Source organism: Hymenobacter actinosclerus (genome assembly GCF_900111515.1).
In the GTDB taxonomy this organism is placed as follows: Bacteria; Bacteroidota; Bacteroidia; order Cytophagales; family Hymenobacteraceae; genus Hymenobacter; species Hymenobacter actinosclerus.
The window spans coordinates 409,893-433,687 of record NZ_FOHS01000002.1 but is presented as its reverse complement, the minus strand read 5'-3'; the positions used below and the strand labels follow the sequence as shown (position 1 = coordinate 433,687).

Genomic DNA, 23,795 nt, shown 5'->3' with positions numbered 1-23,795 from the left:
CTGCTCTGTCCGACTCCTAAGCCTATGCTCGCTGACCATATCCGCGCCCTGCTCCAGCACCACGACTGCGTAATCATCCCCGATTTTGGGGGGCTGATTGCCGAATATGCCCCGGCCCGTATTCATCCGGTGCGCCACACGCTGGCCCCTCCGGCCAAGCGCGTGGCCTTCAACCAGAGCCTGACCCGCAACGACGGGCTGCTGGTGGATGCGCTGAGCGCCCGGCTGAACGTGAGCACGGCCCAGGCCCGCGAACTGGTGCAGCAGGCTGTGCAGCGCATGCAGCAGGAGCTGGCCGCCAGCCACCGCACCGAGCTGAGTGGGGTAGGTGCTTTCCAGCAGGCCCCCGGGCGCGGGCTGGAGTTCGAGTACACCGGCTCCGTGAATCTGCTCGGGGCCAGCTTTGGGTTGCCCGAGCTGGTGTCGCGGCCCGTGCGGGCCACCGATGCGCTGCTGGCCCGCGAGCGGCCCGCCGCCGCGCCGCAACTGCGCACCCGCCGCCTGGGCTGGGTTTGGCGCACGCTGGGCGCTACGGCCATTGCCGGTCTGGTGCTGTCGGCCAACTACATGTTTGCCGACCTGACGGGCTACCTGCCCGAGGCCTGGCGGGGCCTGCCAGTGGCCCGGCCCACTGCCCCGGCTCCCGCGCCCGCCCGTCAGCAGGCCAGCCTGAGCAGCGCCGCCACCCGCCTCACCGAAAGCCCGGCCGCCGCATCCCAGAATGACTGGGACGCCGTAGCCACCGATGCGGGCCTGAGCGCGTCCGCCGCGAAAACCTCTACTGCAACGGCGGCCCCCGCGGCTGCCCCGGCCGCCGTAAAATCCGCCGCCCCAACCGTGCCGGCCAAGGCCATCCGGCCCGCGCTGACGATTGCCGGTACGCCCGACCAGGGCACAAAGCCCGCCGCTGCGAAAACGGCCACGAAGGCTCCCGTTAAGGCCAAGCCGCCGGGCTGGGAGAAAGCCGCCGCCACCAATGCAACCGCCGGGGCTTCGGCCGCGACTGTTAGTAGCCGCACGGGCCGTTACTACGTCATTGCCGGTTCCTACACCACGCTGGTCAACGCCGAGAAGGGGCGGCAGGCGCTGGTACGGCTGGGCCATCCGGCTCGCGTGCTGCTGCCCGCGCCCGGTAGCCGGCAGTTCATGCTTTCGGCCGCCGACTTCCCCGACCGCACCTCCGCCGACCGGCAGGCCACCATCCTGCGCAAGCGCATGGGCGATTTGTGGATCAAACAGTATTAGTATTTGTGCTTAGCTGATAGTGCGTAGAAATTCGTCATCCTGAAAAAGGCAATATTTTCCCCGGCGGCAGAAGTCCTTGCGACGAATTTGCGGCCTGGGAATACTGCCTTCTTCAGGATGACGTTCTTTTACCGCCCGCTCAGCCTTGCACTCCGTAGTTTCATCAGCCGAAGCCCTATTACCTAAGTCCCTAAGCCCTAAAAATGACGCTTCTGTCTCTGTTTCTGCAACTCCAGGTGGGCGACCCGACCGCCATACCCGCCGGCTCGCCGGCCGCCGCCGACTCGGCCGTAACGGCCGCCAACCAGGCCGTCGCCGAAGCCTCGGGCCTCTCGCTGATTGACCTGGTAATTGCCGGGGGCTGGATTATGGTGCCGCTGTTTCTGCTGCTCTTCCTCACGGTGTACATCATGCTGGAGCGCTACCTCACCATCCGCAAGGCCGGGGCCGTGCCCGAATCGTTTATGCCCGGTATCGGCAACCTCATGGTGAAGGGCGACTTGCAGGGCGCCAAAATGCTGTGCGCCCAGAACCCCACGCCGCTGGCCCGCATGATTGAGAAGGGCATCCGCCGCGTTGGTCTGCCGCTGAACGAAATCGAAGCCAGCGTGGAAAACGTGGGCAAAATCGAAATTGCCCGCCTCGAAAAGAACATCAACGTGCTGGGCATTGTGGCCGGCATCGCGCCCATGCTAGGCTTTGTGGGCACGATTATCGGCGTAATCAAGATTTTCTACGCCATCAGCTCGACTGGCGACTTCGGCATTGCCCAGATTTCGGGCGGTCTGTATACTAAAATGGTCACTTCGGCCGCCGGCCTCATCATCGGCATCATTGCCCACATCGGCTACCACTGGCTCAGCATCATGGTCGAGCGCATGGTTTTCCGCATGGAAAACTCCGCCATCGAGTTCATGGATATTTTGCAGGATAATTAATGAGTTATCAGTTGTTAGTTGCCAATTGTCAGGTCAGAAGAATTAGACCTGACAACTGGCAACTAACAACTAACAACTGATAACTGATAACTGGCAACTGACAACCTATTATGAATCTCAGCCGGCGCCGTAAGCTTTCTTCGCACGTCGAGACCAGCTCGATGAACGACATCATGTTCTTTCTGATGCTGTTCTTCCTGATTGTGTCGACGATGGTGAACCCGAACGTGATCAAGCTCATGTTGCCCAATGCCCGCTCGGGCAAGCAGGCCATGAAGCAGCCCATCACCATTTCGGTTGATGCGGCCGGAACCTACTTCCTCGACCGCACGCCCATCACGCCCACCGAGCTGGAGCCCGAGCTGGCCCGGCGCATCGCCGGCCTCGAAAGCCCCACCGCCGTACTTCGGGTAGATGCCTCGCTCAACGTACAGAAGCTGGTCGATATCCTCGAAATCGGCAACCGCCTGAAAATCAAAATGGTGATGGCCACCCAGGCCCAGCAGGGAAAATGAGTTGTTAGTTGTCAGTTACTAGTTGTCAGGCTGTTTAGCGAATGCCTACTGACAACGACCAGCAGACCCCTCTTCACTAACAACTGACAACTAAGTACTTACAACTACCATGGAATACCGCGAAGAGCACCGGCGCGAGGCGTTTATCGGAACCGTGATTTTTCACGTGGCCCTGGCCGTGCTGTTCTTTTTCGCCGTGTTCAAAGGCCCCGACCCGCCGCTTGATACGCTGGGCGGCGACGGGGTGGAGCTGAACTACGGGGTGGACGAGGTGGGCTCGGGCGACATCCAGAGCCAGGCCCCGGCCAACGAATCCAGGAACCGCGAGGACAGCCGCCCGCCGGCCGCCCAGCCCGACCCCACACCGCCCCAGCCCACCGCCCAACCCGACCGCACGCCGCCTACCGAGCAGCGCGTGGTAACCAGTGAGGCCGAGGAAAGCCCCGTAACGGTGCCCCCGACGCCCAAGCCCGCCCCGCCCCGTGAGGAAGTGAAACCCACGCCCGAGCCCGTACGCCCCAAGGTCGACCAGCGTGCCGTGTTCACGCCCCGCGCCAACCAGGCCGATGGGGGCGGCAACGGCGTAAACGGCAGCAGCAACGCGCCCACCGGCAACAACAACGGCGACAACCCCGGCACCGTGGGCGACAAGGGCGACCCGCGCGGCACCTACGACGGCAAAGCCTACTCGGGCGAGCCCGGTAGCGGCGGCCGCGGCACCAGCCCCGGCAGCGGCGGCCTCGATATGGCCGGCTGGGCCTTCGTCAACCGCCCCACCGCCCCGGCCATCGACAACACCTCGGGCTTCATCCGCTTTAGCATCAAGGTAAACGCCGATGGCGAGGTGGAGTCCGTGCGTAAGGTGTCGGGCAACGTGTCGCCGGCCCAGGAGAAAGCCTGCCGCGACGCGCTGGAAAGTGCTGAGTTTCGCCGCACCAACTCGGCTAACGGCGGTGCCACCGGCTTCTACACGTTCAAATTTACAGTGCGCTAAGCCGCTGTCTAGCGGCCCAGTTGCAGCCAAATAAACCGCCGCCGCTCCGGGATACTGGGGCGGCGGTTTGCGTGTGGAGCGATGCTCCCGTTACCTTTGCAGCTCCCAACCGGCCCGCGTCATGACCTACCAGCAAACTCTTGACTACCTCTACGCCCGGCTGCCCATGTTTCAGCGGGTGGGGGCGGCGGGCTACAAGCCGGGGCTGGAGCGCACCGAGGCGCTGGCGGCGGCTACCGGCCACCCCGAGCGGCAGTTTAGGAGTGTGCACGTGGCCGGCACCAATGGCAAGGGCAGCTCCAGCCATTTGCTGGCGGCGGTGTTGCAGGCGGCCGGCTACCGCGTTGGCCTCTACACCTCGCCCCACCTCAAGGAGTTCACCGAGCGAATCCGCCTGAATGGCCAGCCGCTGGCCCCGGAGTTTCTGGTGGAGTGGGTGGCGCGCTGGCGGTCCACGTTCGAGCAGGTGGAAGCTTCGTTTTTCGAGGTGTGCGTGGCGCTGGCCTTCGACTACTTCGCCCAGCAGAAAGTAGACGTGGCCGTGGTGGAAACGGGCCTGGGCGGCCGGCTCGACTCAACCAACATCCTGCAACCGCTCGTCTCGCTCATCACCAACATCAGCCCCGACCACCAGGCCCTGCTCGGCGCCACGCTGCCGCTGATTGCGGCCGAAAAAGCCGGCGTCATCAAGCCCGGCACTCCCGCCATCATCAGCCAGGCCCAGCCCGAAGTGGCGGCCGTGTTCGGGCAGAAAGCTGAGCAGGAGGGAGCCCCGCTGCTGTTTGCCGACCAGCACTACCGCGCCGAGCTGCTGCGCGAGCCGGCCGCCGATGAGGCCGTGCAGCACCTGCGCATCTGGCACGAAAAGCAGGTGCTGCTGGAGGAGGTGGCGCTGGGTTTGGTGGGCGACTACCAGCGCCTGAACCTGCCCGGCGTGCTGGCCACGGTGGCCGAGCTGCGCCGCCAGGGCTTTATTATCGAAGAACGCCACCTGCGCGAAGGCCTGCGCGACGTAACCCGCCTGACCGGCCTGCGGGGCCGCTGGACCATCCTGGGCCGCCAGCCGCTGGTAGTCTGCGACACGGGCCACAACGAGGCGGGCATCCGCTTCATCGTGGCCCAGCTGGCGCGCCTGCCGAAGCGGCGGCTGCACTTCGTGCTGGGCGTGGTGCAGGACAAAGACATCAGCCAGATGCTGGCCCTGCTGCCCCGGGAGGCTACCTACTATTTCTGCCAGGCCACCATTCCGCGGGCCCTGCCGGCCACCGAGCTGGCCGAGCGCGCCGCCACCCTGGGCCTGACGGGCACCACCTACGCCTCGGTGCCGGCCGCCGTGGCCGCCGCCCGCGCTGCTGCTGAAGCGGATGATGTGGTCTTCATCGGCGGCAGTACCTTTGTGGTGGCCGAGATTGAGGAGCTGTAGGTTCGTTTTTCGTTGTTGGTTCTTCGTTTTTCGGCTCCAACGGAAAAGGAATTCAGCAACGAAAAACGAAAAACCAATAACGAAAAACGAAAAGTGAGCAGAAGTAAACTCCGGCGCTTTGCCGCCAACGCCGAGCGCGAAACCATTGTCGAGCCGGGAAAGGCCACATACGAGCAACTGGCCGGCCGCTGGCACGCCGACTTTTTTAAAAATGACCATCCGATTACGCTCGAAGTGGGCTGCGGCAAGGGCGAGTACACCGTGGGGCTGGCCGCGCGCTACCCCGCGCGCAACTTCCTGGGCCTCGACATCAAGGGCGACCGAATCTGGAAGGGCAGCACTCTGGCCCTGGAGCAAGGCCTGAGCAACGTGGGCTGGCTGCGAACCCGCGCCCACGAGCTGGCCGCGCATTTCGCCCCCGGCGAGCTGCACGAAATCTGGATAACCTTCCCCGACCCGCGCCCCCGCGACCGGGACATCAAGCGCCGCCTCACCTACCCGCGCTTCCTCGACCTCTACCAGCGTGTGTTGCGCCCCGGCGGCCGCCTGCACCTGAAAACCGACAACGCCGACCTGTTCGATTACACCCTCGAAACCCTGCGGCAGCGCCCCGGCGCCACCATCATCGCCCAGACCCGCGACCTGTACGCCACGCCCGAGCTGCTGCCCCACGCCGAGGACATCCAAACCACCTTCGAGCGCAAATACCGCGAGCAGGGCGTGCCCATCAAGTACGTGCAGTTCGAGTTGGGAGAGGTGAAATAGTGAGGTGGTGAAATAGTGAGTCTGATGTGCCGGGGTCCTCGTTGCGTGGGCGAGTAGGATGCGCAGGTGTGGTGCCACGACTTTTTTGTCGTGGTACCACTATCGTTGCTGATATCCGCACACAACCTCGTTCAACAATAGTGGTACCACGACAAAAAAGTCGTGGCACCACATCCGTTCAGCCATTTGCCACTCATTACTCCTCCAGCGCCTCGAACAGCGCTTCGAGCTCATCGAAGTTGCGGATGCCGGGCTTGATTTCATCGCCGCCCTGCAGAACGAGGCCGGCCGGCGACACGGCGGTTAGTAGCGCGGGCAAGGTTTCCGGGGTGAAGTCACCGCTGAGCCACAGCGGCGTGGTAGCGGCCGCGCCGGCCATGCTTTCATAGGTTTCACCTGCGCTAGCACCGGGGCCGGAGTCCAGGGCCCGGGTCAGCAGCTCGAAGCCGGCCGGCAGGGCCGACGTAAACATTTTATGGGCCTGCCGGTGGTACTCGCCATCGTAAGCGACCATCTGCGGAATCTCCATAATGACCGGCACGGTGAGGGAAGAATAGCCGGTGACCGGCTGGGGCGAATCCCGTAGCAGCACCCGGCCCAGGCCACATTCTTCGACCAGCCGGTTGATTTCCGAAACGGGCATCGCGCCGCCGAACTCGCCGATGATTTCTACGCCCGCCACCCAGCCGGCCAACTCCTTTACTGTGGCCGCGTCCACTGCCCCTGGCAGGCTGGGGTCGAGGGTGAAGATGAGGCCGTCGGCGCCCATGCCGGCGCAGTAGCGGGCATCGGAGAGGTTGTTGATACCACGGACGAGGACGGGGAGGAGCAGGGGCATAAGGTGAATGAGTGAATGAGTGAATGAGTGAATGAGTGAATGAATGAGTGACTCGGTGAAGGAGGCTAGCTGAATAAGCGGCCAAAGATACGGCCATCCTGCCGCTGCTGGCCGCGAGGCAATCCGTTTATCGGGCGGCGACTATCCGCCAACTGCCTTCCTCATCTGGCCTTGAGCAGATGCCGGAATGCAACGCGTACCTTTGCAAACCGAGTCACTGAGTCATCGAGTCACTCATTCACTGCTCCGGCCGGAACCTTTCACGCTCCGGGCGCAATTCAACTGGTATGAACACAACGAAAGGACGGGTGCTGGTAGCCATGAGCGGCGGCATCGACAGCTCGGTAGCAGCCGTGATGCTGCACGAGCAAGGATACGAAGTGGTCGGCATGACCATGAAAACCTGGGATTACGCTTCGGCGGGCGGCAGCAAGAAGGAAACCGGCTGCTGCTCGCTCGACTCCATCAACGACGCCCGCCAGATTGCCGTCGAGTTGGGCTTCCCGCACTACATCATCGACATCCGCGACGAGTTCGGCGAGGCTGTCATCAACAACTTCACCGACGAGTACCTGGCCGGGCGCACGCCCAACCCCTGCGTGCTCTGCAACACCCACATCAAGTGGGACGCGCTATTGCGCCGGGCCGACCAGCTGGGCTGCGAGTTCATTGCCACCGGCCACTACGCCCAGGTGCGCGAGGAAAACGGCCGTTTCGTCATCAGCAAGGGCGTTGATGAGAACAAGGACCAGAGCTACGCCATCTGGGGCGTAAGCCAGGAGAGCCTCTCGCGCACGCGCTTTCCGCTGGGCGAGCTGCGCAAGTCGGCCATCTACGATTTCGCCCGCGAGCGGGGATTCACCGAGCTCGTGAACAAGCCCGAGAGCTACGAAATCTGCTTTATCCCCGACAACGACTACCGCAGCTTCCTGCGGCGGCGGGTGCCGGGCCTGGAAGCGCGCGTGGCCGGCGGCGAGTTCGTGCTGCGCGACGGCACGGTGGTGGGCACCCACGAGGGCTACCCGTTCTACACCATTGGCCAGCGCAAGGGCCTGGGCATTGCGCTGGGCTTCCCGGCCTACGTGACGGCCATCGACCCCGATACCAACCGCGTGGTGCTGGGCAACTTCGAGGAGCTGGCCAGCTCGCGCACGCTGGTCGGGCAGCTGAACATGGGCAAGTTTGCCTCGCTGGAAGGCCGCGGGCTGGTGCCGAGCACGGTTAAGATCCGCTACAACCACGACGGCTCGCCGGCGTTTCTGGAGCAGCGCGGCGACAAAATTTACGTGTACTTCGAGGAGGCCGTGCACGCCGTAACGCCCGGCCAGGCCGCCGTGTTCTACGACGGTGACGACGTGCTGGGCGGCGGCTGGATTGAGCGCCACACCATTGGCGAGCTGCCCGAGCCGCTGGCCGAGCTGAGCGCGTAGTGGCCTGGCCCCGGTGCATCGCGTTGCCGGCGCCCCGGCCAGAACCATCAGCACCTGCTATCTTCCCCATATCAATTGCCAAGCTGCCAACCGATGAACAAGAACTATCTGCGCCGGGAAGGGCTGGCTGGCCTGCTGGGGCTGTCGGCCGCGGCGGCCCTGCTGCTGGCCAGCTGCGGCGACAACGCCGAGGTGCTGCCCAGGCAGCTGCCCGATTACTACCCGCTCAGCGTGGGCAGCTACCGCATCTACGACGTAACCGATACGACGTGGCGCAACAACGTGCCCACGGCCAGCCACTTTCAGTTCCGCGAGCAGGTGCTGGCCGCCCCGGAGCCCGACGCCGCCGGCCAGCCCGTGTACCAGGTGGTTCGCTCGCGCCGGGCTACGGCCGCCGAAGCCTGGCGGCCCGACTCGGTACTGACCGTGACGGTGGTCCCGCTCAACGTAACCGAGCAGTTCAACAACCGCCGCACCGTGGCGCTGGTGTTGCCGGCCGTGGAGGGTAAAAGCTGGAGCTACCACGCCTTCAACAGCAACTACAATGCCTCCGATGGCCAGGATTCGGCATCGGTCGTGACGCGTTTTTACGAGCAGGTAGGCAAGCCGCTGAGCATTGTGCGCAACGGCAAAACCTACGATTTCGCTAATACCGTTACCACCATCAACGACCTTAAAACCGGCAGCAATAACAACGCTACCAAGCTTATCGTCCAGCGCACCACCTTCGCGCCGGGCGTCGGGCCGGTGTACCGCGTCAGCCGCAGCTACAAGAACGACTGCTCGGGGGCCGAAGGCTGCCGGGTGCCCTTTGTTCGCTACCTGGGCCAGTCGCGCAACCAGGTGCTGATTGAAAGCGGCAACTAGCGCACCCAGTGCGTGGCGCAACAGTGAGCTGACGCCCGGGGGCCTCGCGGCTCGAATGACACAGCAGGTCCTCGGAACGTCAAACTCACCAGCTCATTTTATGCGCCGTTTTCTACTGATTGGACTGCTGGCGGGCCTGGGCCTGCCCACCCTCGCGGCTGGCCTGCTTCCGCCCGCCCCAAAGCCGGTTGGGCCAACCGAAGCCCGCAACACCGTGCGCCGGCACCTGATTTACTTCCGCGACAAAACCGGTACGCCCTTCAGCGTCAGTCGGCCCGAGGAGTTTTTGTCGGGGCGGGCGCTGCAGCGGCGGCAGCGCCAGCAGATTGCCGTGCTGCCCCGCGATTTGCCGGTGAGCCCCGCCTACGTGCAGCAGGTGAAGGCCGTGCCCGGCGTGCAGCTCTGGTACACCTCGCGCTGGTTCAACGCCGCCGTAGTCGCCTGCGACTCGGCCACGCTGGCGCTGGTGCAGGCGTTGCCCTTCGTGCAGCAAGCCCGTACGCTGAACCGCGGGCCAATTGGGGGTAGTACCCAGCCGAAGCTCACGCCCACTGCCCCTGCCCCCGACCAGACGGCCGGCACCCGCAGCCAGTACGGCAAGGCCTATGCCCAGGCCCGGCAGGTTGGAGCCGTGCAGATGCACGATGCCGGCTTCCGGGGCGAAGGCATGCAGATTGCCGTGTTCGATGGCGGCTTCCCGGGCGTGAATACGGCGTCGGTTTTTACTTCCCTGAACCAGGAGAACCGGCTCTTGAGCACCTTCAACGTAGTCGATAAGTCGGCCAATGTGTTTCAGAGCATCGGCCACGGCACCAACTGCCTGAGCATTATAGCGGGCAACGAGCCGGGGCGCTACCTTGGCATTGCTCCCCGGGCCACGTTCCGGTTGTTTATCACGGAAGATGCCCCGACGGAACATCCGCTGGAAGAAGTGAACTGGCTGGTAGCCGCCGAATACGCCGATTCGGCCGGGGTCGATATCATCAACTCCTCGCTGGGCTACAACACCTTCGACGCGCCCTCGGCCGACTACACGTACGCCGATATGAACGGGCGCACCGCCCTTTCGACCCGCGCCGCCACGGTGGCCGCCCGCGTAGGCATGCTGGTGGTCTGCTCGGCGGGCAACGAAGGCAACAAGGCCTGGCGCTACATCACGGCCCCGGCCGACGCTGATTCGATTATGACGGTGGGCGCAGCCGACTCACTGGGGGTATTAGGTGGCTTCAGCTCGCACGGCCCCACGGCCGACGGCCGGATCAAGCCCAATCTATCGGCAATGGGGGTGGCTACGGCCGTCGTGAACCCCGACGGCTCCATCTCGCGGGGCAACGGCACTTCGTTTGCCGGTCCGGTACTGGCGGGCGTGGCGGCGGGCTTCTGGCAGGCCAACCCCCGCCTCACGGCCCAGCAGGTAATCCAGCTGCTGCAGCGCTCCGGCTCGCAGGCCACCGCGCCCGATAACGACCTGGGCTACGGTATTCCCGATTTCGTGCGCGCCTACAACCTGGCCAACCCCGGCACGCCGCTAGCGGCCGCCGCTCCGGCCCGCGGGCTGGCCGGCCTGTACGCCTACCCCAATCCGGTGGGCCCCCACGAGCCGTTGTACCTGCAACTGCCCGGGCAGCGCGGCGCGGCCCGCCTCGAAATCAGCGTTTACGACGCCCGGGGGGCCTTGGTAGCCCGGCAGCAGGTGGCGCCGGGCGCTACCGGCGCCGTGCGCCTCGAAACGGCCGGACTGCGGCCGGGGCTCTTCACCTGCCTCGTCGGGCAGGGCCCAGAGCGGCAGATGGTACGCTTCGTTGTCAGTCAATAGGAAAGAAGTGAATCCGGCTGTCATCCAGAGCCCAACGAAGGACCTGTAAAGAGGCTGACTGTTAATGCTAGCTTCTGTATAGGTCCTTGGCCGGGCTTAGGATGACAGCCGGATTCCCTCATTCACCGAGTTGCGTATTCACTACCAGAACCGGTTGGTGCACACTACCTGCGCCTTTTTCTTCAGCCGCAGGCCCACCAGTATTTCATGGCTGCCGCCGTGGTAGCCCGTCAGCCGCGAGATGCCGGTATCGTAGGAGTAGCCCACGGCCAGCTGCTCGTAGTTGAAGCCTACCATGGCCACCACGGCGTCTTTGGTGCGCCACGATACGCCGGCCCAGAGCAAATCCTGGTACTTGAGCTTGGCATTGACATCGACGGAAAGCGGAGCCGGGCTAACGGCTTTCACCAGCACCGACGGCACCACCGACCAGTCGTCGGTGAGCGGCAGCCGCACGCCACCCGTGAAGAAGTAGTGCCGCCGGAGCGAGTTGCCCACGTTGCCGCCCAGCTGGTTGATGCCGTAGGAGAAATCGAGCTTGTTGGCCAGCAGCTGGGTGCTCGACACCCCGACAAATACGCTGGGACTATATACCCACAACCCCACCGAGCCATCAAGCACCCGCGAGGCTTCGCTGGGCGGCACCATGTCGGGGTCAGTGAAGAATTTCAGCTTGGAGCCATCAACGGAAAACTGCTGCACGCCCACCGACATGCCCAGCGCGGCCCGGATTTTAGGTGTCAGTACCACGTTGTAGGCGTACGAAACATAGGCGCTGGTGCGGCTGATGGGCCCGGTTTCGTCGCGGTACACGTAGCCGCCAATGGCATGAAACGGCCGGCGCAGGTCGTGGCGGGTGCGCTTGTTGGTGGTGAGCCACTTGCCCAGCGAGGAGTTGACGCTGGCGTAATATGTTCGGGGAGCTCCCTCCAGACCCACCCACTGGGTACGGTAGCTGAACTTCACGTCGATGTAGTCCTCGGCCCCCGTGGCGCCGGGGTTGAGCAGGTAATTATTGTTCATGTACTGGCTGTACTGCGCCTCCTGCTGGGCCAGGGCGGGCGCGGCGGCCAGCAGCAGGGGCAGTAGCAGGGTGAGGGAAGCTCTTTTCATAACCGCAAGCGTGTTAGTTTTCAGCGTTCAGTTGCCAGAGTCGGGTTGCCAGTATCGGGTTGCCGGTTGTCCGTGTTAGAACAGTCTGGCAACGGGCAACCCGACGCTGGCAGCTTCTTAATACAGTACCGTGAGCGAGCCGCTATACGACTTGCCCAGCGGGCCCTTCGTCACGACCACGTAGTAGTAGGTGCCGGCCGGTGCGGGCTTGCCGTTGATGTCGCCGCGCCACTCGTTGGCCCGGCTGTAGTTCTGGGCCGAGAAAACCTGGGTGCCCCAGCGGTTGAAGACGGTGACGGTGTTGTTGGGGAAATCCTCGATAAACTCAATCTGCCAGGTATCGTCGCGGCCGTCGCCGTTGGGCGTAAAGGCGTTAGGAATCCGGATGGCCTCGCGCACGGTTACCGTCACCTCGTCAAAGGCCGCGCAGCCACCTTCTCCGGCCGAAAGCCGGTAAGTGGTGGTGACTTTGGGCGAGGCCGTGGGCCGCAGCGGGTTGTTGCCCGAGAAGTCCAGCCCCGTCGCCGGCGTCCAGGTAACGGGGTACGTCCCATCGGCCGTGCCTTCCAGCACCACCGAAGTACCGAGGATAATCTCCTTGTCGGGGCCGGCACTGATTTTCACCGGCGGCTGAATGCGCACGGCCACGCCGTTGGAAACCGCCGTTAAGGCTTGGCCGCAGCTGTTGGTGGTGCTCAGGCGCAGCGTTACGGTCTGGCCGTCGCGCAGCGTAGAGCTGGTAAACACCGGACCCGTCGCGCCGGCCACCGGGTTGCCGTTGAGCAGCCACTGGTAAACCGGATTCGGCCCGGCATTCGTCACATTGGTGGCGCTGAAGGTGAGCGGTTCGCCCGCGCAAACCGGGGCGCCGGGCTGCACGGCAATGGTTAGGGTTGGGGCGGGGGTGGGGGTGCGCGTTACGGTAACTGTGGCCGTGGCCGGGCCGGTGCTGCACAGGCCCGGCCCGGCCGTTACTTCCACCCGCACCTGGTCGCCGGTAACGAGCGTGCTGCTGATGAACGTCGGCCCGCTGGCTACGGGGATGTTGTTGACAAACCAGCGGAAAGTTGGCGCGGGGCCCGCGTCGTTCACAACGGCCGTAAAGGTGAGGGGCGTGCCGGGGCATAGCGTTGGCGGAGTGGCCAGGGTTACGGTGGGCGTTACCTGGGGCTGAATCCGCACCGTGACTACGTTGGAAATGCCCGTCGAGCAGGTGCCGCTGCCCGAGCTTACCCGGCGGCGGAAGTAGGTGGTGGCCGTGAGCGGTCCGGGCGCGTAGTTGGCCCCGGTAGCCCCGCCGATGGCCGTCCAGGTCGCGTTGTCTGCGGATGATTCCCACTGGTAGGCAAACGTGCCCGTTCCGCCGCTGGCTGCGCCGGCGCTGGTGAGCGGTGCGGGCGCCGTACCTGCGCACACATCCTGGTCGGCCGCAATGCTGCCAGCGGTAAGTGTTGGCAGTACCGTCAGCTTAACAGCGTTGGACGGCACGCTGGCGCAGGGGCCGGAGCTTACCTGGCGGCGGAAGTAGGTCGTGGTGGTCAGCGGGCCGGGGGCGAAAGTAGCCCCGGTAGCCCCCGTCACGGCCGTCCAGTTGGTCCCATCCGCCGACGATTCCCATTGGTAGGCGAACGTGCCCGTTCCGCCGCTGGCCCCGGTGGTACTGGTTAAGGGGGTGGGGGTAGCATCCGGGCACAGCGTCTGGTCGGTGCCGATGGTGCCGGCGAGCAGGGCCGGGGTCACCGTAAGAGTCAGCACATTGGATACCACCGGCCCGCACGGCCCCGAGGTTGCCCGGCGGCGGAAGTAGGTGGTGGCCGCGAGCGGACCGGGCGCGTAGGTCGGGCCGGTGGCGCCGGCAACAACTGCCCAGGTGGCGTTATCAACGGATGATTCCCACTGGTAGGCAATGGTGCCGGTGCCGCCCGCGGCCGCCACGCTGCTGGTAAGCAGCGCCGGCGTAGTGCCGGCGCACAGCGTCTGGTTGGCGGCAATGGTGCCGGGCGTCACCGTTGGCGTTATGGTGATGGTGACCACGTTGGAGGGCGCGCTGGCGCAGGCGCCCGAGCTTACCTGGCGGCGGAAGTAGGTGGTAGTCGTAAGGGGGCCGGGGGCGTACTCAGCCGTCGTAGCCCCGGCAATGGGAGTCCAGGTGGTGTTGTTGGGCGAGGATTCCCACTGATAAACGAACTGCCCGGTACCGCCCATCGGAGCCGCGCTGTTGGTGAGCGGGGCTACGGGGCTGCCGGCGCATACGGACTGGTCGGCCGCAATAGCACCCGCCAGCAGGGCCGGGGCAACGGTAATGGTGACCACGTTGGACGGCACGCTGGCGCAGGCGCCCGAGCTGGCCTGGCGGCGGAAGTAGGTGGTGGCCGCAAGGGCCGCGGGCGCGTAGGTGGGGCCCGTGGCCCCGGCAACGGTCGTCCAGGTGGCGTTATCGGCCGACGATTCCCATTGATACGCCACGGTGCCGGCGCCGCCGGTGGCCGGGGTTTCGCTGGTGAGCGGGGCCGGCGCAACTCCGGCGCAAATGGCCTGGTCGGCGGCAATGGTGCCGGCCGCCACTTTGGGCGTCACGGTAATGGTGACTACGTTGGATAACACCGGCGCGCAGGTACCCGAAGTGACGCGGCGGCGGAAAGAGGTAGTGGCCGTAAGCGGGCCAGGCGCGTAGGTTGCTGGGGTTGCCCCGGGTAGGGGCGTCCAGGCAACGTTATCGAGCGACGATTCCCACTGATAGGCAAACTGCCCGGTGCCGCCCGTGGGGGCGGTTGCGCTGGTGAGCGGGGCTGGTGTGCTGCCTTCGCACAGGGTCTGGTCGGCGGCAATAGTACCCGGCACAACCTTCGGCGTCACGGTAATCTTAACCGAGGCGGTAGGCGTCCGCGGCGCGCAGAAGCCCGAGGTAACCAGCCGCCGGAAGTAGGTCGTGACACTCACGCTGCCCGGCGCATACGTTTCGGCCGTGGCCCCGGCAATGTCGGCCCAGGTGCTGTTATCGGCCGACTGCTGCCACTGATACGTGTACTGTCCGGTGCCTTCGCCCGCCGGAACCGAGCTAATGAGCACGCCCGCAGTATCGCCGGCGCAAATGGCCTGGTCCTTGGCAATAGTGCCCGGGGTAGGGGCACCCGGTACCCGAACCAGGCTCTGCGATTCGCGGCAGAAGCAGTTCGTCGTGATGCGTAGCTTTACTGTGTAGTCGCCGGGGGCGGCGTAGGTGTGTTTGGGGTCCTTCTCCGTTGAAGTGGTGCCGTCGCCAAAATCCCAGGCATAGGCTGTATTGTCAAAATCGATGGGCGGGGATGTGAACGTAAACTCTAGGCAAGCCGTCGACTCGCCTCCGAAGCCCACGCGGAGCAGGGAGCTTTGGTTGAAGTTGACCAGGCCCAGCCCGCTCAGGCGGCCGCTCAGCTGCAGGCTGTCGTCGGCGTAGGCAATGGCGGCGCCCAGCGAGTCGGGGTAGGAGATAAAACCCAGGGCCGACTGGTTTTCGCGGGCCACGTAAATCTTGCCGTCGGGGGCCGTTTGCATGGAGCCCAGGTTCACGGGCGTAGTCTGCTTGAGCGGAATAACCTCGCGGCCCACCGGCCCGCTGCCGCTGCCGATGTTGCTGATATCAAACTGCAGCAGCTGGGGCAGGCGGGGCGCCGCGCCCAGCACCGTGCTGTACAGCCGGCTGCGGCCCGCCGAAAACTCCACGCCGTAATAGCCGCCCTGCTGGGCATCAATGACTTTGGGGTTGCTGACCGTACCCGTTTCGGTATCGAAGCTGAACAGCTCCACAGTGCTGCTGCTGTCGCCCGCTATTTCGCTGTAGCGGGCCACGGCGAGCTGCTGGCCGTCGGGCGTAATTTTCATCTGCCCGCGGTAGCCCTGGGCCGCCACGCTCGGGGCGTGCAGCTTGCCAACGGCCGAAATAATCGGCGGGTCGATATTGGGCGGACCCATGCTCATACCGGTGGCCGGCCGCACGCGGTAGGCCAGAAAGGCGTCGCCACGGTTGGCGTTACCCGAAGTTGCGTTGCCCCAGCCGTGCACGATAAGCCAGATGTCGCAGCCGTTTTTATGAAAAACAGCCGTCATTTTCTCGGCGGTGCCTTGGGTAAGCGGGGTGTTCTTGGTAGCGGCCACCACCGTACCCGCCCCTCCGCCCGCCGGAATAACGATTTCCGAGTAGCTCAGGCCCTTGGCACCACCTTTGGCATCCTGCGTGAAGAGCAGGTAACGCGTCTGTGCAGTCGGCGTGCTCGGGGGCGGGCTGCCCGGCATCCGGATGGGCAGGGGGCCATCGGTGGTAAAGCGGCTGCCGTTCAGGCCAGTCTCCATAATGCTGCCGTCGCCGTTCCAGACGGTTTCGCCGTTGCTGTAGAAGAGAATCTTGCCGTTGCCGTCCGACATAACGCCCGCCCCGGCCGGTGCGTCCATGGCGCCGTTGGTGAGTACCGTGGGCAGAATGGAATCGGTGGCGGCGTTGAAGTCCAGCCCCGCCTTATAGCCGAAATACCAGGTATTGGCAAACTTCTCATCCTCGCTGCACTTGGGCGGGCCGGTTTGGGCGTGGGCCGTTGTGGCCGCCCCGCTTCCCAGCAGCACCAGCAACAGCAGCAGCCAGCCCACTGCCGCTTGCTTCCGCCCGCCGCCCGGATAGCGGCGGAGTCGGCCCGCCCGGCGGCTTAAAGCAGCCACCGGCGGAGCAGGAATTCGGGGGGCAGTCAGGGCAGGGTGTCGAAGCGTTGCGGGCATAGGGGGGCGGGCAAGTAGACAGGCACTCAAAAGCAAGCAGTTAGAAAGTTTCAATCGAAGCCTTCCGCAGCATTACCAACAGACACAGGCTGCTAGATAATACAGTTCCTCTAGAAAAACTACCAGTAGTACTTCATAAAGCTACATACTGCCGCTCAGGTTTAGAGCAGTTGCTGACCAAACAGCAGAAAAGTATCCGCGGTAAGCTCATTCGGGGCAAGTTTGCCTATATCAATGCCTTAGCCGGCGTACGCCCCGGGCATTTTTGCGGGCTAAGGCGGCGGATGTAAATTGCCAAATAAGTTAGTTTTCGTGATGCGAAAATTATTAGTAATTTGGCATTGATTTCCAGTTGGAGTAGGTTGCCGGCGGAGTTCCAGGTTTGGAGTAGCTCCACGGCGCCTTTTATCAAGTCCACTTCTTTTTTCTGCTGTTATGCTGCAAATGATGGTTTCCAAGCGCCTCGGGCGCCGCCAGTTTCACTTTACCGTTCAGGGAGCCACCTTCCACGAAACGGTGGCCGAGTACGACCGGCTTAGCTTCCCCGATGTGGCCAAGTGCGGCCTCTGCGGCTCCGACAACCTCGACCTGACCGCCCGTGAGGCCCAGGGCAAGTTCAAATACACCAGCCTGCGTTGCCTCGACTGCCGCGGCGACGTTACGTTCGGCAAGCGCCAGGACGACGACCAGACCGTATTCCTGCGCAAAACCGAAGACGGTAAGCTCGACTGGCGGGCGTACGAAAAGCCGGCTTAGAGGAGAAATTAGCGGTTAGTGATTAGCGGACAGTGAAGATTCTCCTTCTGAGCATGTGGCGCATCAAGCCAAAGACGAAGAAGGAGAATCTTCACTGTCCGCTAATCACTAACCGCTAATCACTACTTTCGTGGCATGAACCCGACTCGTCGCCAGGCCCCGCTGCTGGCCCCCTCGCTTCTTTCCGCCGACTTCGGCAACCTGCAGGCGCAAACCGAAATGCTGGCCGACTCGGCTGCCGACTGGCTGCACTTTGATGTGATGGACGGCCGCTTCGTGCCCAACATCTCGTTCGGTATTCCGGTGCTGGAAGCCGTGCACCGCTACGCCCGCCAGCCCATCGATGTGCACCTGATGATTGAGGAGCCCCAGCACTACCTGAGCGCCTTCCGCGACGCCGGGGCCGCCATCATCACGGTGCACTACGAGGCCTGCACCCACCTGCACCGGGTGGTGCAGCAAATCAAGCAGCTGGGCTGCCGGGCCGGCGTGGCCCTCAACCCGCACTCGCCCGTGAGTTTGCTCGAAGACATTGCCGCCGACCTCGACGTGGTGCTGGTGATGTCGGTAAATCCCGGTTTCGGGGGGCAGGCCTTTATTCCGAACACGCTGCGCAAGGTGGCTCAGCTGAAAGAACTGCTGGTTGATTGTGGCTCGTCGGCCCTCATTGAAGTAGACGGTGGTGTAACGCTCGACAACGCGCCCGCTCTGGTGGCGGCCGGCGCCGATGCGCTGGTGGCCGGCTCGTTTGTATTCAAGGATGGCGACCCGGTGGGCACGCTGGCCCGCATGCGGGCCGAACTGGCGCCCGAAGCCCTCGAAACCAACGACTAAGCCCCGCGGATGCTGCTTTCTTTCCGCGTGTTTCCCGTTTCCGTTCCAACCCGCTTGTGGCTGCGGCTGCTCACGACCCCGGCTGCCCGGTCGGGCGCCGCCGCGGCGGCACTGCTGCTGGCCGGGCTGGCTGCTCCGGCGCTGGCCCAAACCAGCCGGACAACGGTAACGGGCGTAGTACGCGACGTCACTGGCCGGCCCCTCGAGGACGTGACAGTGGGCGTGGAAGGCCAGACCGGCGGCACCAACACCGACGAGCGGGGCCGCTTTACGCTGAGCGTGCTGCGGCCCGCGGCCGGTGGCGCCGCTCCGGTGCTGATATTGCGCCGCCTCGGCTACCGCCCCGAGCGGCTGAAACTCGATCTGAGCCAGAATCCGGAAGTGCGCGTGGCGCTGGCAGAGGACGGCCGGGCCCTGGACAACGTAACCGTGCGCGGCCGCCAGGATGCCACCGATACCCGCGAACAGGTGAGTATTATGAAGCTGGAGCCGCGGGCGGCCAAGGAAATCCCGTCGCCTTTCGGCGACTTCTCGGCCATCCTCAAAACGCTGCCCGGCGTAACCAGCACCAACGAATTGACCAGCACCTACTCGGTGCGCGGCGGCAACTACGAGGAAAACCTGATTTACGTAAACGGCTTCGAGGTGTACCGGCCGTTTCTGGTGACCACTGCCCAGCAGGAAGGCCTGAGTTTCGTCAACCCTGATCTGGTGAATACCATTGAGTTTTCGAGCGGGGGCTGGCAGCCTAAGTTCGGCGACAAGCTTTCGTCGGTGCTCAACATTGACTACAAGCGGCCGCTCAGGTTCGGGGCCTCGGCCACGGCCAGCCTGGTGGGCGGCACGGCCCACGTGGAGGCCAACTCGCCCAACCGCCGCATCAGCTACCTGGCCGGGGTGCGCTACAAGAACGCCACCTACGTGTTCAACTCGCTCCAGCAGCAGCAGGGCGGCTACAACCCCACTTTCTACGACGGGCAGAGCCTGATTACGGTGGCCCTGGGCCCCAAAGACAACCTCGACCGCACGACGCTGAGCCTGCTGAATACCTACGCCCACAACGATTTTCGCTTCAACCCCGAAACCGGCGAAAGCACGTTCAGCACCGGCGTCAACCAGTTTTCGCGCCTCATTATCGGTTACCAGGGCCGCGAGCGGATGCAGTACGATACCTACCAGGGCGGACTGAGCCTGAGCCACCAGCTGCGGTCCAACCTGCGCCTGGAGCTGCTCGGTGGCCTACTTTACTCGCGCGAGTTCGAGTACCGCGACGTGGAGGCAGACTATAAAATTGCCGAAATCAACCGCGACCCGAAGTCGCCCGATTTTGGCATGGACCTAAACCGGCGGGGAGTAGGAAGGCTCTTCAAGCACTCGCGCAACACGCTCGAAGCCCGCGTGGCCTCGCTTGAAACCCGCGGCACCTGGACGCCGGGCCTGCGCCACACGGTGCGCTGGGGCCTGAAAACGGGCCGCGAGCAGATCAACGACGTGCTCGACGAGTACAGCTTCGTCGATTCGGCCGACTACGTGCCCGACTACCGCCGCACCCGCCTGCGCTCCAACCTCGACCTGACCAGCACCCGCACCCAGGGCTACGCCCAGCATACCATCCGCTTCGATTCGTTGCGCACGCTCACCTACGGGGCCCGCCTCAACTACTGGACGGTGAACGGGCAGACGACGGTGAGCCCGCGGGTGCAGTACGCGTTCCGCAGTGCCCGCAACCCGCGGCTGGCCTGGAAAGCGGCCGCCGGGGTGTACGTGCAGCCCCCTTTCTACCGCGAGCTGCGCTACCAGACCGGCGCCCCGCAAAGCCAGGAAGGGGCGCTCAATCTTGCTTTGCGGGCCCAACGCTCGTTGCACTTTATCGTGGGCAACGAGCTGCGTTTCCGCAGCTGGGGTCGGCCGTTCCGCTTCACTGGCGAGGCCTACTACAAGTACCTCACCGACGTAGTGCCCTACGATATCGACAACGTGCGCCTGCGCTACCAGGCCAACAACAACGCCAAAGCCTACGCCGCCGGTCTCGATGCGCGGGTGAGCGGCGAGTTCATTCCCGGTACCGAATCGTGGTTTAGCCTGGGCGTGCTCACGACCCGCGAAAACCTGACGGGCGACTCGCTCAACGTTTTCGACTCGCAGGGCCAGGTTTTCGGCCGTAAGTCCAAGGGCTACATTCGCCGCCCCTCCGACCAGCGCCTGAACCTGGGTATTTTCCTGCAGGATAACCTGCCCGGCGACCCTTCGGTGAAGGGCTACGTGAACTTCGTGTTTGGTACCGGCCTGCCGTTCAGCCCGCCCTACCTGCCCGATTTGCGCGGGACCAGCAAGCTCACGCGCTCCTACAAGCGGGTCGATTTGGGCTTTACCAAAGTGCTGGGCCTGCGCACCGCCACCGAGCTGGCCGCCCGCGGCCGCACCGTGCAGCTGCAAACCCTGTGGCTAAGCCTGGAAGTGCTCAACGTGCTCGGCGCCAGCAACCTGGCCGGCTACAACTACGTGCAGGACCTGAACGGCCTGACTTACAGCGTGCCCAATTTCCTCTCGAACCGGCTGGTGAATCTAAGGGTGATTGCCCGGTTTTAGGGAAGGTGATGGTGTGATGAGGTGATGGGGTGAGGAGGTGAGGAGGTGATGGGGTAAGGAGGTGATGGGGTGAGGAGGTGATGGAGTAGGGAGGTGTCATTCTGAGCAGAGCGAAGAATCTTGCGTGCCATGCTAGCCTCTGACGTCTGGATTACTTTGGCACGCGAGATTCTTCGCTCTGCTCAGAATGACACCTCCTTACCTCATCACCTCACTCCACCACCTCCTCCGCATGCACGTCTTTAAAGCGGAGCATGTCGGTTAGCTTTTCCTCTTTTTCGGGGTCGAAGCCGCAGGTGGCCTCGAAGGTAGCGGGGTTGCGGTAGGTGCCGAAAAGGTAGTCCCAGACAACCAGGTCGCCGTAGTTGTGGCTGTGCTGCTGGTACTGATGGTGGACGCGGTGCATTTCGGGGCGCTGGAAAATGTAGCCCACCCAGCGCGGCGTGCGCACGTTGGTGTGGTAGAAAAACTCGCCCAGCGCCGTACAGAGCGTGTACACGGCCCCGGCCGCCGGGCTCAGGCCCAACACGGTGAACACCAGCAGCCCGCCCAGCAGGGAGTTAACGGTCATTTCGAGCGGGTGCTTGTAGAAGGAGGTGATGACTTCGAGCCGGCGGGGGCTGTGGTGAATCTGGTGGAAGTGGAGCCAGAGAAAATCCTGGGTGTGGCGCCAGCGGTGCCACCAGTAGAATACAAACGTGGCCACCACGTAGGCCAGCAGCCCGCCCGCCACCGGGCCCAGCTGCCGCGACAGGTGCAGCAGCGAGTAGGCCGAAAACCATTTTTCCCAAGTGAGGCCCGCCACCACCACTACCAGCAACTGCGCCCCATTGATGAGCAGTACCCGCAGCGGCCAGGTGGCCACCCGCGGCAGCCTCCAGCCCGGCACCACGCGCTCCAGCACGAAGTAGAACGCAAAGGCCTCGAAAATAATAACCAGCGTCGGAGGCGCGTTCAACCGGGGCAGAACTACGCCGCAGTCCAGCAGCGGCAGCAAAAACAACGTATTCATAATAGCAGGGTTAAGCGTGAAACCATGCTCCAAAGGTGCGGGCCGCGCTGCCCTTACCCCTTGACATTTATCAAGAACGGTGGGCGCGCAGGCGGCTCAGGGTTTCGGGGGTAATGCCCAGGTGCGAGGCCAGCATGTGTAGCGGGACCTGCTGGGTCAGGTCGGGGAAGTCGCGCAGCAGGCGGGCGTAGCGCTCGGCGGCGGGCAGCATGCGCAGGTCGAGGGCGCGCTGCTCGCTGAGCACGTAGTAGCGCTCCGTCAGCACCCGGCCGATGAAGTTGAACTCGGGAAACTGCCGGTACAGGGCCTGCACCTGCGCGTGGGTAAGCGACCAGAGCCGGCATTCGGCCAGCGTTTGCAGGTATTCGTGGGAAGGCTGGCGCGAGAAGAAGCTCAGAATGGAAATCACAAAGTGGCCCTCCGGCATAAACCACGACGTCACTTCCTTGCCCTCCTTCAGGTAATACCCCCGCACCAAACCCGACTCCAGAAAGAACAGCCGCTGGGCCATGCTACCGGGCTCAAGCAGCGCCGTGCGCGCCGGCACGGTTTCCAGCCGCGCCAGCCGGCGCAATTCGGCCTCCAGGCCCTCAGAAAGCGCCTGGATAGCGCGGCATACGGCCAGCAAATCTTCCATGAGGGCCAAGATAAACCACAAAAAAACAGCCGCTGCAAACGGCAACGGCTGTTCCTGAAATACATGTACCCCTAATCCCTAATCCCTAATCCCTAATCCCTAATCCCTAATACGCCCGGGCCTGCCACTCGGTGAGGGAAAGGCGCATGTTGGGCAGGCGCGACTTGAACGCCTCATCATCCTTGTCGCCCATTTTGATGGCTTTGCGGGCGTATACGATGGCCGTGCCGTAATCCTGCTGCTGGGCCAGCAGACGGGCCTTTATCCAGTTATTGCTGACCTCGCTTTGCAGGCGGATGGACTCGTTGATCCAGGCCAGGGCGCGCTCGGGCTGAAGGTTGTTCTGCACCAGGTAGTCGGCGGCCTGGGCCAGGAGCTCCCAGTTGTTGGGCTGCTGCTGCAAGGCCTGCTCGACGCCGGCCAGTACCTGCTTGTGTACCTCCACTTCGAACAGCAGCACCACGGTACGCTTCTCCCAGGTCAGGTTGAGGTGGGCGCCGTTGGGCCGCACGTTGGAAAACCAGTAGAGCAGGCTTTCCTGGAACTGGGCCGGCTCGGTTTGCACCGGCACCCGGATAGCGTCCTGCTGCGGGTCGTAGCCGTCGGTGCCCCAGTGGGTGGTTACGCGGTTGAGCGCCACTTCCCAGTCGCGGTCCTGATGGGGAATTACGTAGTAGGAATACTGTCCGGCGGGCACGCTCTGGCCGTGCAGCAGCACCGGGGTCGAGAAGCGAATGAGCGTGTTTTCGTTGGCTCCGGCGCGCCATACCTGGTCATACGGTACCAGCCCGCCCCACACGCTGCGGCCCCGTACCGAAGGCGAGTGGTATTCCACCGTCACGTCGGTCAGGCCCACGGCCTGTGCCACCAAAGCGCGGGGGCTGGCCTGGGGCAGCAGCAGCTCGATGCCCGTGGGCACGCCCGTGGTGGGGGGCGGCAGCGGGGCGGGGGCGGCCTCGCCGGCCAGGGGCGGGGGAGTAGCGGCCGGGGCGGGCGCGGCTACCGGTGCTGTCTGGGCGCGGGCCGCGAGCGTGCTACCGGTGGTCAGGGCAAACAGGAGTCCGAAACGAAGGGCAAGAGAGCGGGCAGTCAGCATAAGGACAAAAACAAAGCGGGGCAGGAAACTGTAACATAGCCGGCACGGCAGCCGCACCGCCGGGTAGTCAGTAACAATGATGCCAAAAGTGGGTAGGACTGGTACGGGAAACGTGAAGTTCTCGGTTTTTTGATAATTTTTTTGGGGAAAAGTTTTCATCCTGTTGGTCTGCTCGTACATT

The 23,795-nt window shown here is 64.0% G+C and carries 18 protein-coding genes; 12 read left to right on the top strand and 6 right to left on the bottom strand.

Features of this window, described 5'->3' with window-relative positions:
- The first annotated feature begins 24 nt into the window (after positions 1-24).
- The 6 genes from BMY67_RS08215 to trmB all read left to right on the top strand — a co-directional run bounded on the left by BMY67_RS08215 (position 25) and on the right by trmB (position 5,880).
- Positions 25-1,245, top strand: a complete 1,221-nt coding sequence (locus tag BMY67_RS08215) for an HU domain-containing protein (protein WP_092770351.1) — start codon at positions 25-27, stop codon at positions 1,243-1,245.
- 203 nt (positions 1,246-1,448) lie between these two features.
- Positions 1,449-2,183 (top strand): MotA/TolQ/ExbB proton channel family protein, encoded by a 735-nt coding sequence (locus BMY67_RS08210; protein ID WP_092770349.1) that lies wholly within the window; start codon positions 1,449-1,451, stop codon positions 2,181-2,183.
- 110 nt (positions 2,184-2,293) lie between these two features.
- The gene (locus BMY67_RS08205; RefSeq protein ID WP_092770347.1) at positions 2,294-2,698 is read left to right on the top strand and encodes an ExbD/TolR family protein; all 405 of its coding nucleotides are present in this window, start codon (positions 2,294-2,296) and stop codon (positions 2,696-2,698) included.
- A 109-nt stretch (positions 2,699-2,807) separates the two neighbouring features.
- Entirely contained in the window at positions 2,808-3,692 is an 885-nt protein-coding gene (locus BMY67_RS08200; RefSeq protein ID WP_092770345.1) for a hypothetical protein, read from the top strand.
- 121 nt (positions 3,693-3,813) lie between these two features.
- Complete coding sequence (locus BMY67_RS08195; RefSeq protein ID WP_092770343.1) at positions 3,814-5,115, top strand: bifunctional folylpolyglutamate synthase/dihydrofolate synthase; 1,302 nt, start codon at positions 3,814-3,816, stop codon at positions 5,113-5,115.
- Between the two features lie 93 nt (positions 5,116-5,208).
- The gene (trmB, locus tag BMY67_RS08190) at positions 5,209-5,880 is read left to right on the top strand and encodes a tRNA (guanosine(46)-N7)-methyltransferase TrmB (RefSeq protein WP_092771623.1); all 672 of its coding nucleotides are present in this window, start codon (positions 5,209-5,211) and stop codon (positions 5,878-5,880) included.
- 196 nt (positions 5,881-6,076) lie between these two features.
- On the opposite strand, the gene BMY67_RS08185 is transcribed toward trmB, so the two are convergent.
- Positions 6,077-6,718, bottom strand: a complete 642-nt coding sequence (locus BMY67_RS08185) for a beta/alpha barrel domain-containing protein (RefSeq protein ID WP_092770341.1) — start codon at positions 6,716-6,718, stop codon at positions 6,077-6,079.
- Positions 6,719-7,005: 287 nt separating this feature from the next.
- Between BMY67_RS08185 and mnmA the strand changes: the two genes are divergently transcribed.
- The 3 genes from mnmA (at position 7,006) to BMY67_RS08170 (ending at position 10,831) form a co-directional block, all read left to right on the top strand.
- On the top strand, positions 7,006-8,148 hold the full coding sequence (gene mnmA, locus BMY67_RS08180; protein WP_143069745.1) for a tRNA 2-thiouridine(34) synthase MnmA: 1,143 nt from the start codon (positions 7,006-7,008) through the stop codon (positions 8,146-8,148).
- A gap of 93 nt (positions 8,149-8,241) precedes the next feature.
- Positions 8,242-9,015 carry a hypothetical protein gene (locus BMY67_RS08175; protein ID WP_092770339.1) on the top strand — a complete coding sequence of 258 codons (774 nt, stop codon included), beginning with the start codon at positions 8,242-8,244 and terminating at the stop codon, positions 9,013-9,015.
- Between the two features lie 100 nt (positions 9,016-9,115).
- Positions 9,116-10,831, top strand: a complete 1,716-nt coding sequence (locus BMY67_RS08170) for a S8 family peptidase (protein ID WP_143069744.1) — start codon at positions 9,116-9,118, stop codon at positions 10,829-10,831.
- A 141-nt stretch (positions 10,832-10,972) separates the two neighbouring features.
- On the opposite strand, the gene BMY67_RS08165 is transcribed toward BMY67_RS08170, so the two are convergent.
- Positions 10,973-11,944 carry a PorP/SprF family type IX secretion system membrane protein gene (locus BMY67_RS08165; RefSeq protein WP_092770335.1) on the bottom strand — a complete coding sequence of 324 codons (972 nt, stop codon included), beginning with the start codon at positions 11,942-11,944 and terminating at the stop codon, positions 10,973-10,975.
- Between the two features lie 117 nt (positions 11,945-12,061).
- Complete coding sequence (locus BMY67_RS08160) at positions 12,062-16,690, bottom strand: T9SS type B sorting domain-containing protein (RefSeq protein WP_092770333.1); 4,629 nt, start codon at positions 16,688-16,690, stop codon at positions 12,062-12,064.
- A 435-nt stretch (positions 16,691-17,125) separates the two neighbouring features.
- Here BMY67_RS08160 and BMY67_RS08155 point away from each other — a divergent pair, with 435 nt between their 5' ends.
- The 3 genes from BMY67_RS08155 (at position 17,126) to BMY67_RS08145 (ending at position 20,869) form a co-directional block, all read left to right on the top strand.
- On the top strand, positions 17,126-17,446 hold the full coding sequence (locus BMY67_RS08155; RefSeq protein WP_092770331.1) for a hypothetical protein: 321 nt from the start codon (positions 17,126-17,128) through the stop codon (positions 17,444-17,446).
- Between the two features lie 135 nt (positions 17,447-17,581).
- Positions 17,582-18,280: a ribulose-phosphate 3-epimerase gene (rpe, locus tag BMY67_RS08150; protein WP_092770329.1), complete on the top strand. Its 699-nt coding sequence runs from the start codon at positions 17,582-17,584 to the stop codon at positions 18,278-18,280.
- Positions 18,281-18,289: 9 nt separating this feature from the next.
- Positions 18,290-20,869: a TonB-dependent receptor gene (locus BMY67_RS08145; protein WP_092770327.1), complete on the top strand. Its 2,580-nt coding sequence runs from the start codon at positions 18,290-18,292 to the stop codon at positions 20,867-20,869.
- A gap of 211 nt (positions 20,870-21,080) precedes the next feature.
- On the opposite strand, the gene BMY67_RS08140 is transcribed toward BMY67_RS08145, so the two are convergent.
- The 3 genes from BMY67_RS08140 to BMY67_RS08130 form a co-directional block, all read right to left on the bottom strand.
- A complete protein-coding gene (locus BMY67_RS08140; protein WP_245744951.1) occupies positions 21,081-21,881 on the bottom strand; it encodes a sterol desaturase family protein in 801 nt (266 codons plus the stop codon).
- Positions 21,882-21,951: 70 nt separating this feature from the next.
- A complete protein-coding gene (locus BMY67_RS08135) occupies positions 21,952-22,518 on the bottom strand; it encodes a Crp/Fnr family transcriptional regulator (protein ID WP_092770325.1) in 567 nt (188 codons plus the stop codon).
- 106 nt (positions 22,519-22,624) lie between these two features.
- Positions 22,625-23,614 carry a DUF2911 domain-containing protein gene (locus tag BMY67_RS08130; RefSeq protein WP_143069742.1) on the bottom strand — a complete coding sequence of 330 codons (990 nt, stop codon included), beginning with the start codon at positions 23,612-23,614 and terminating at the stop codon, positions 22,625-22,627.
- Positions 23,615-23,795: the final 181 nt, after the last annotated feature.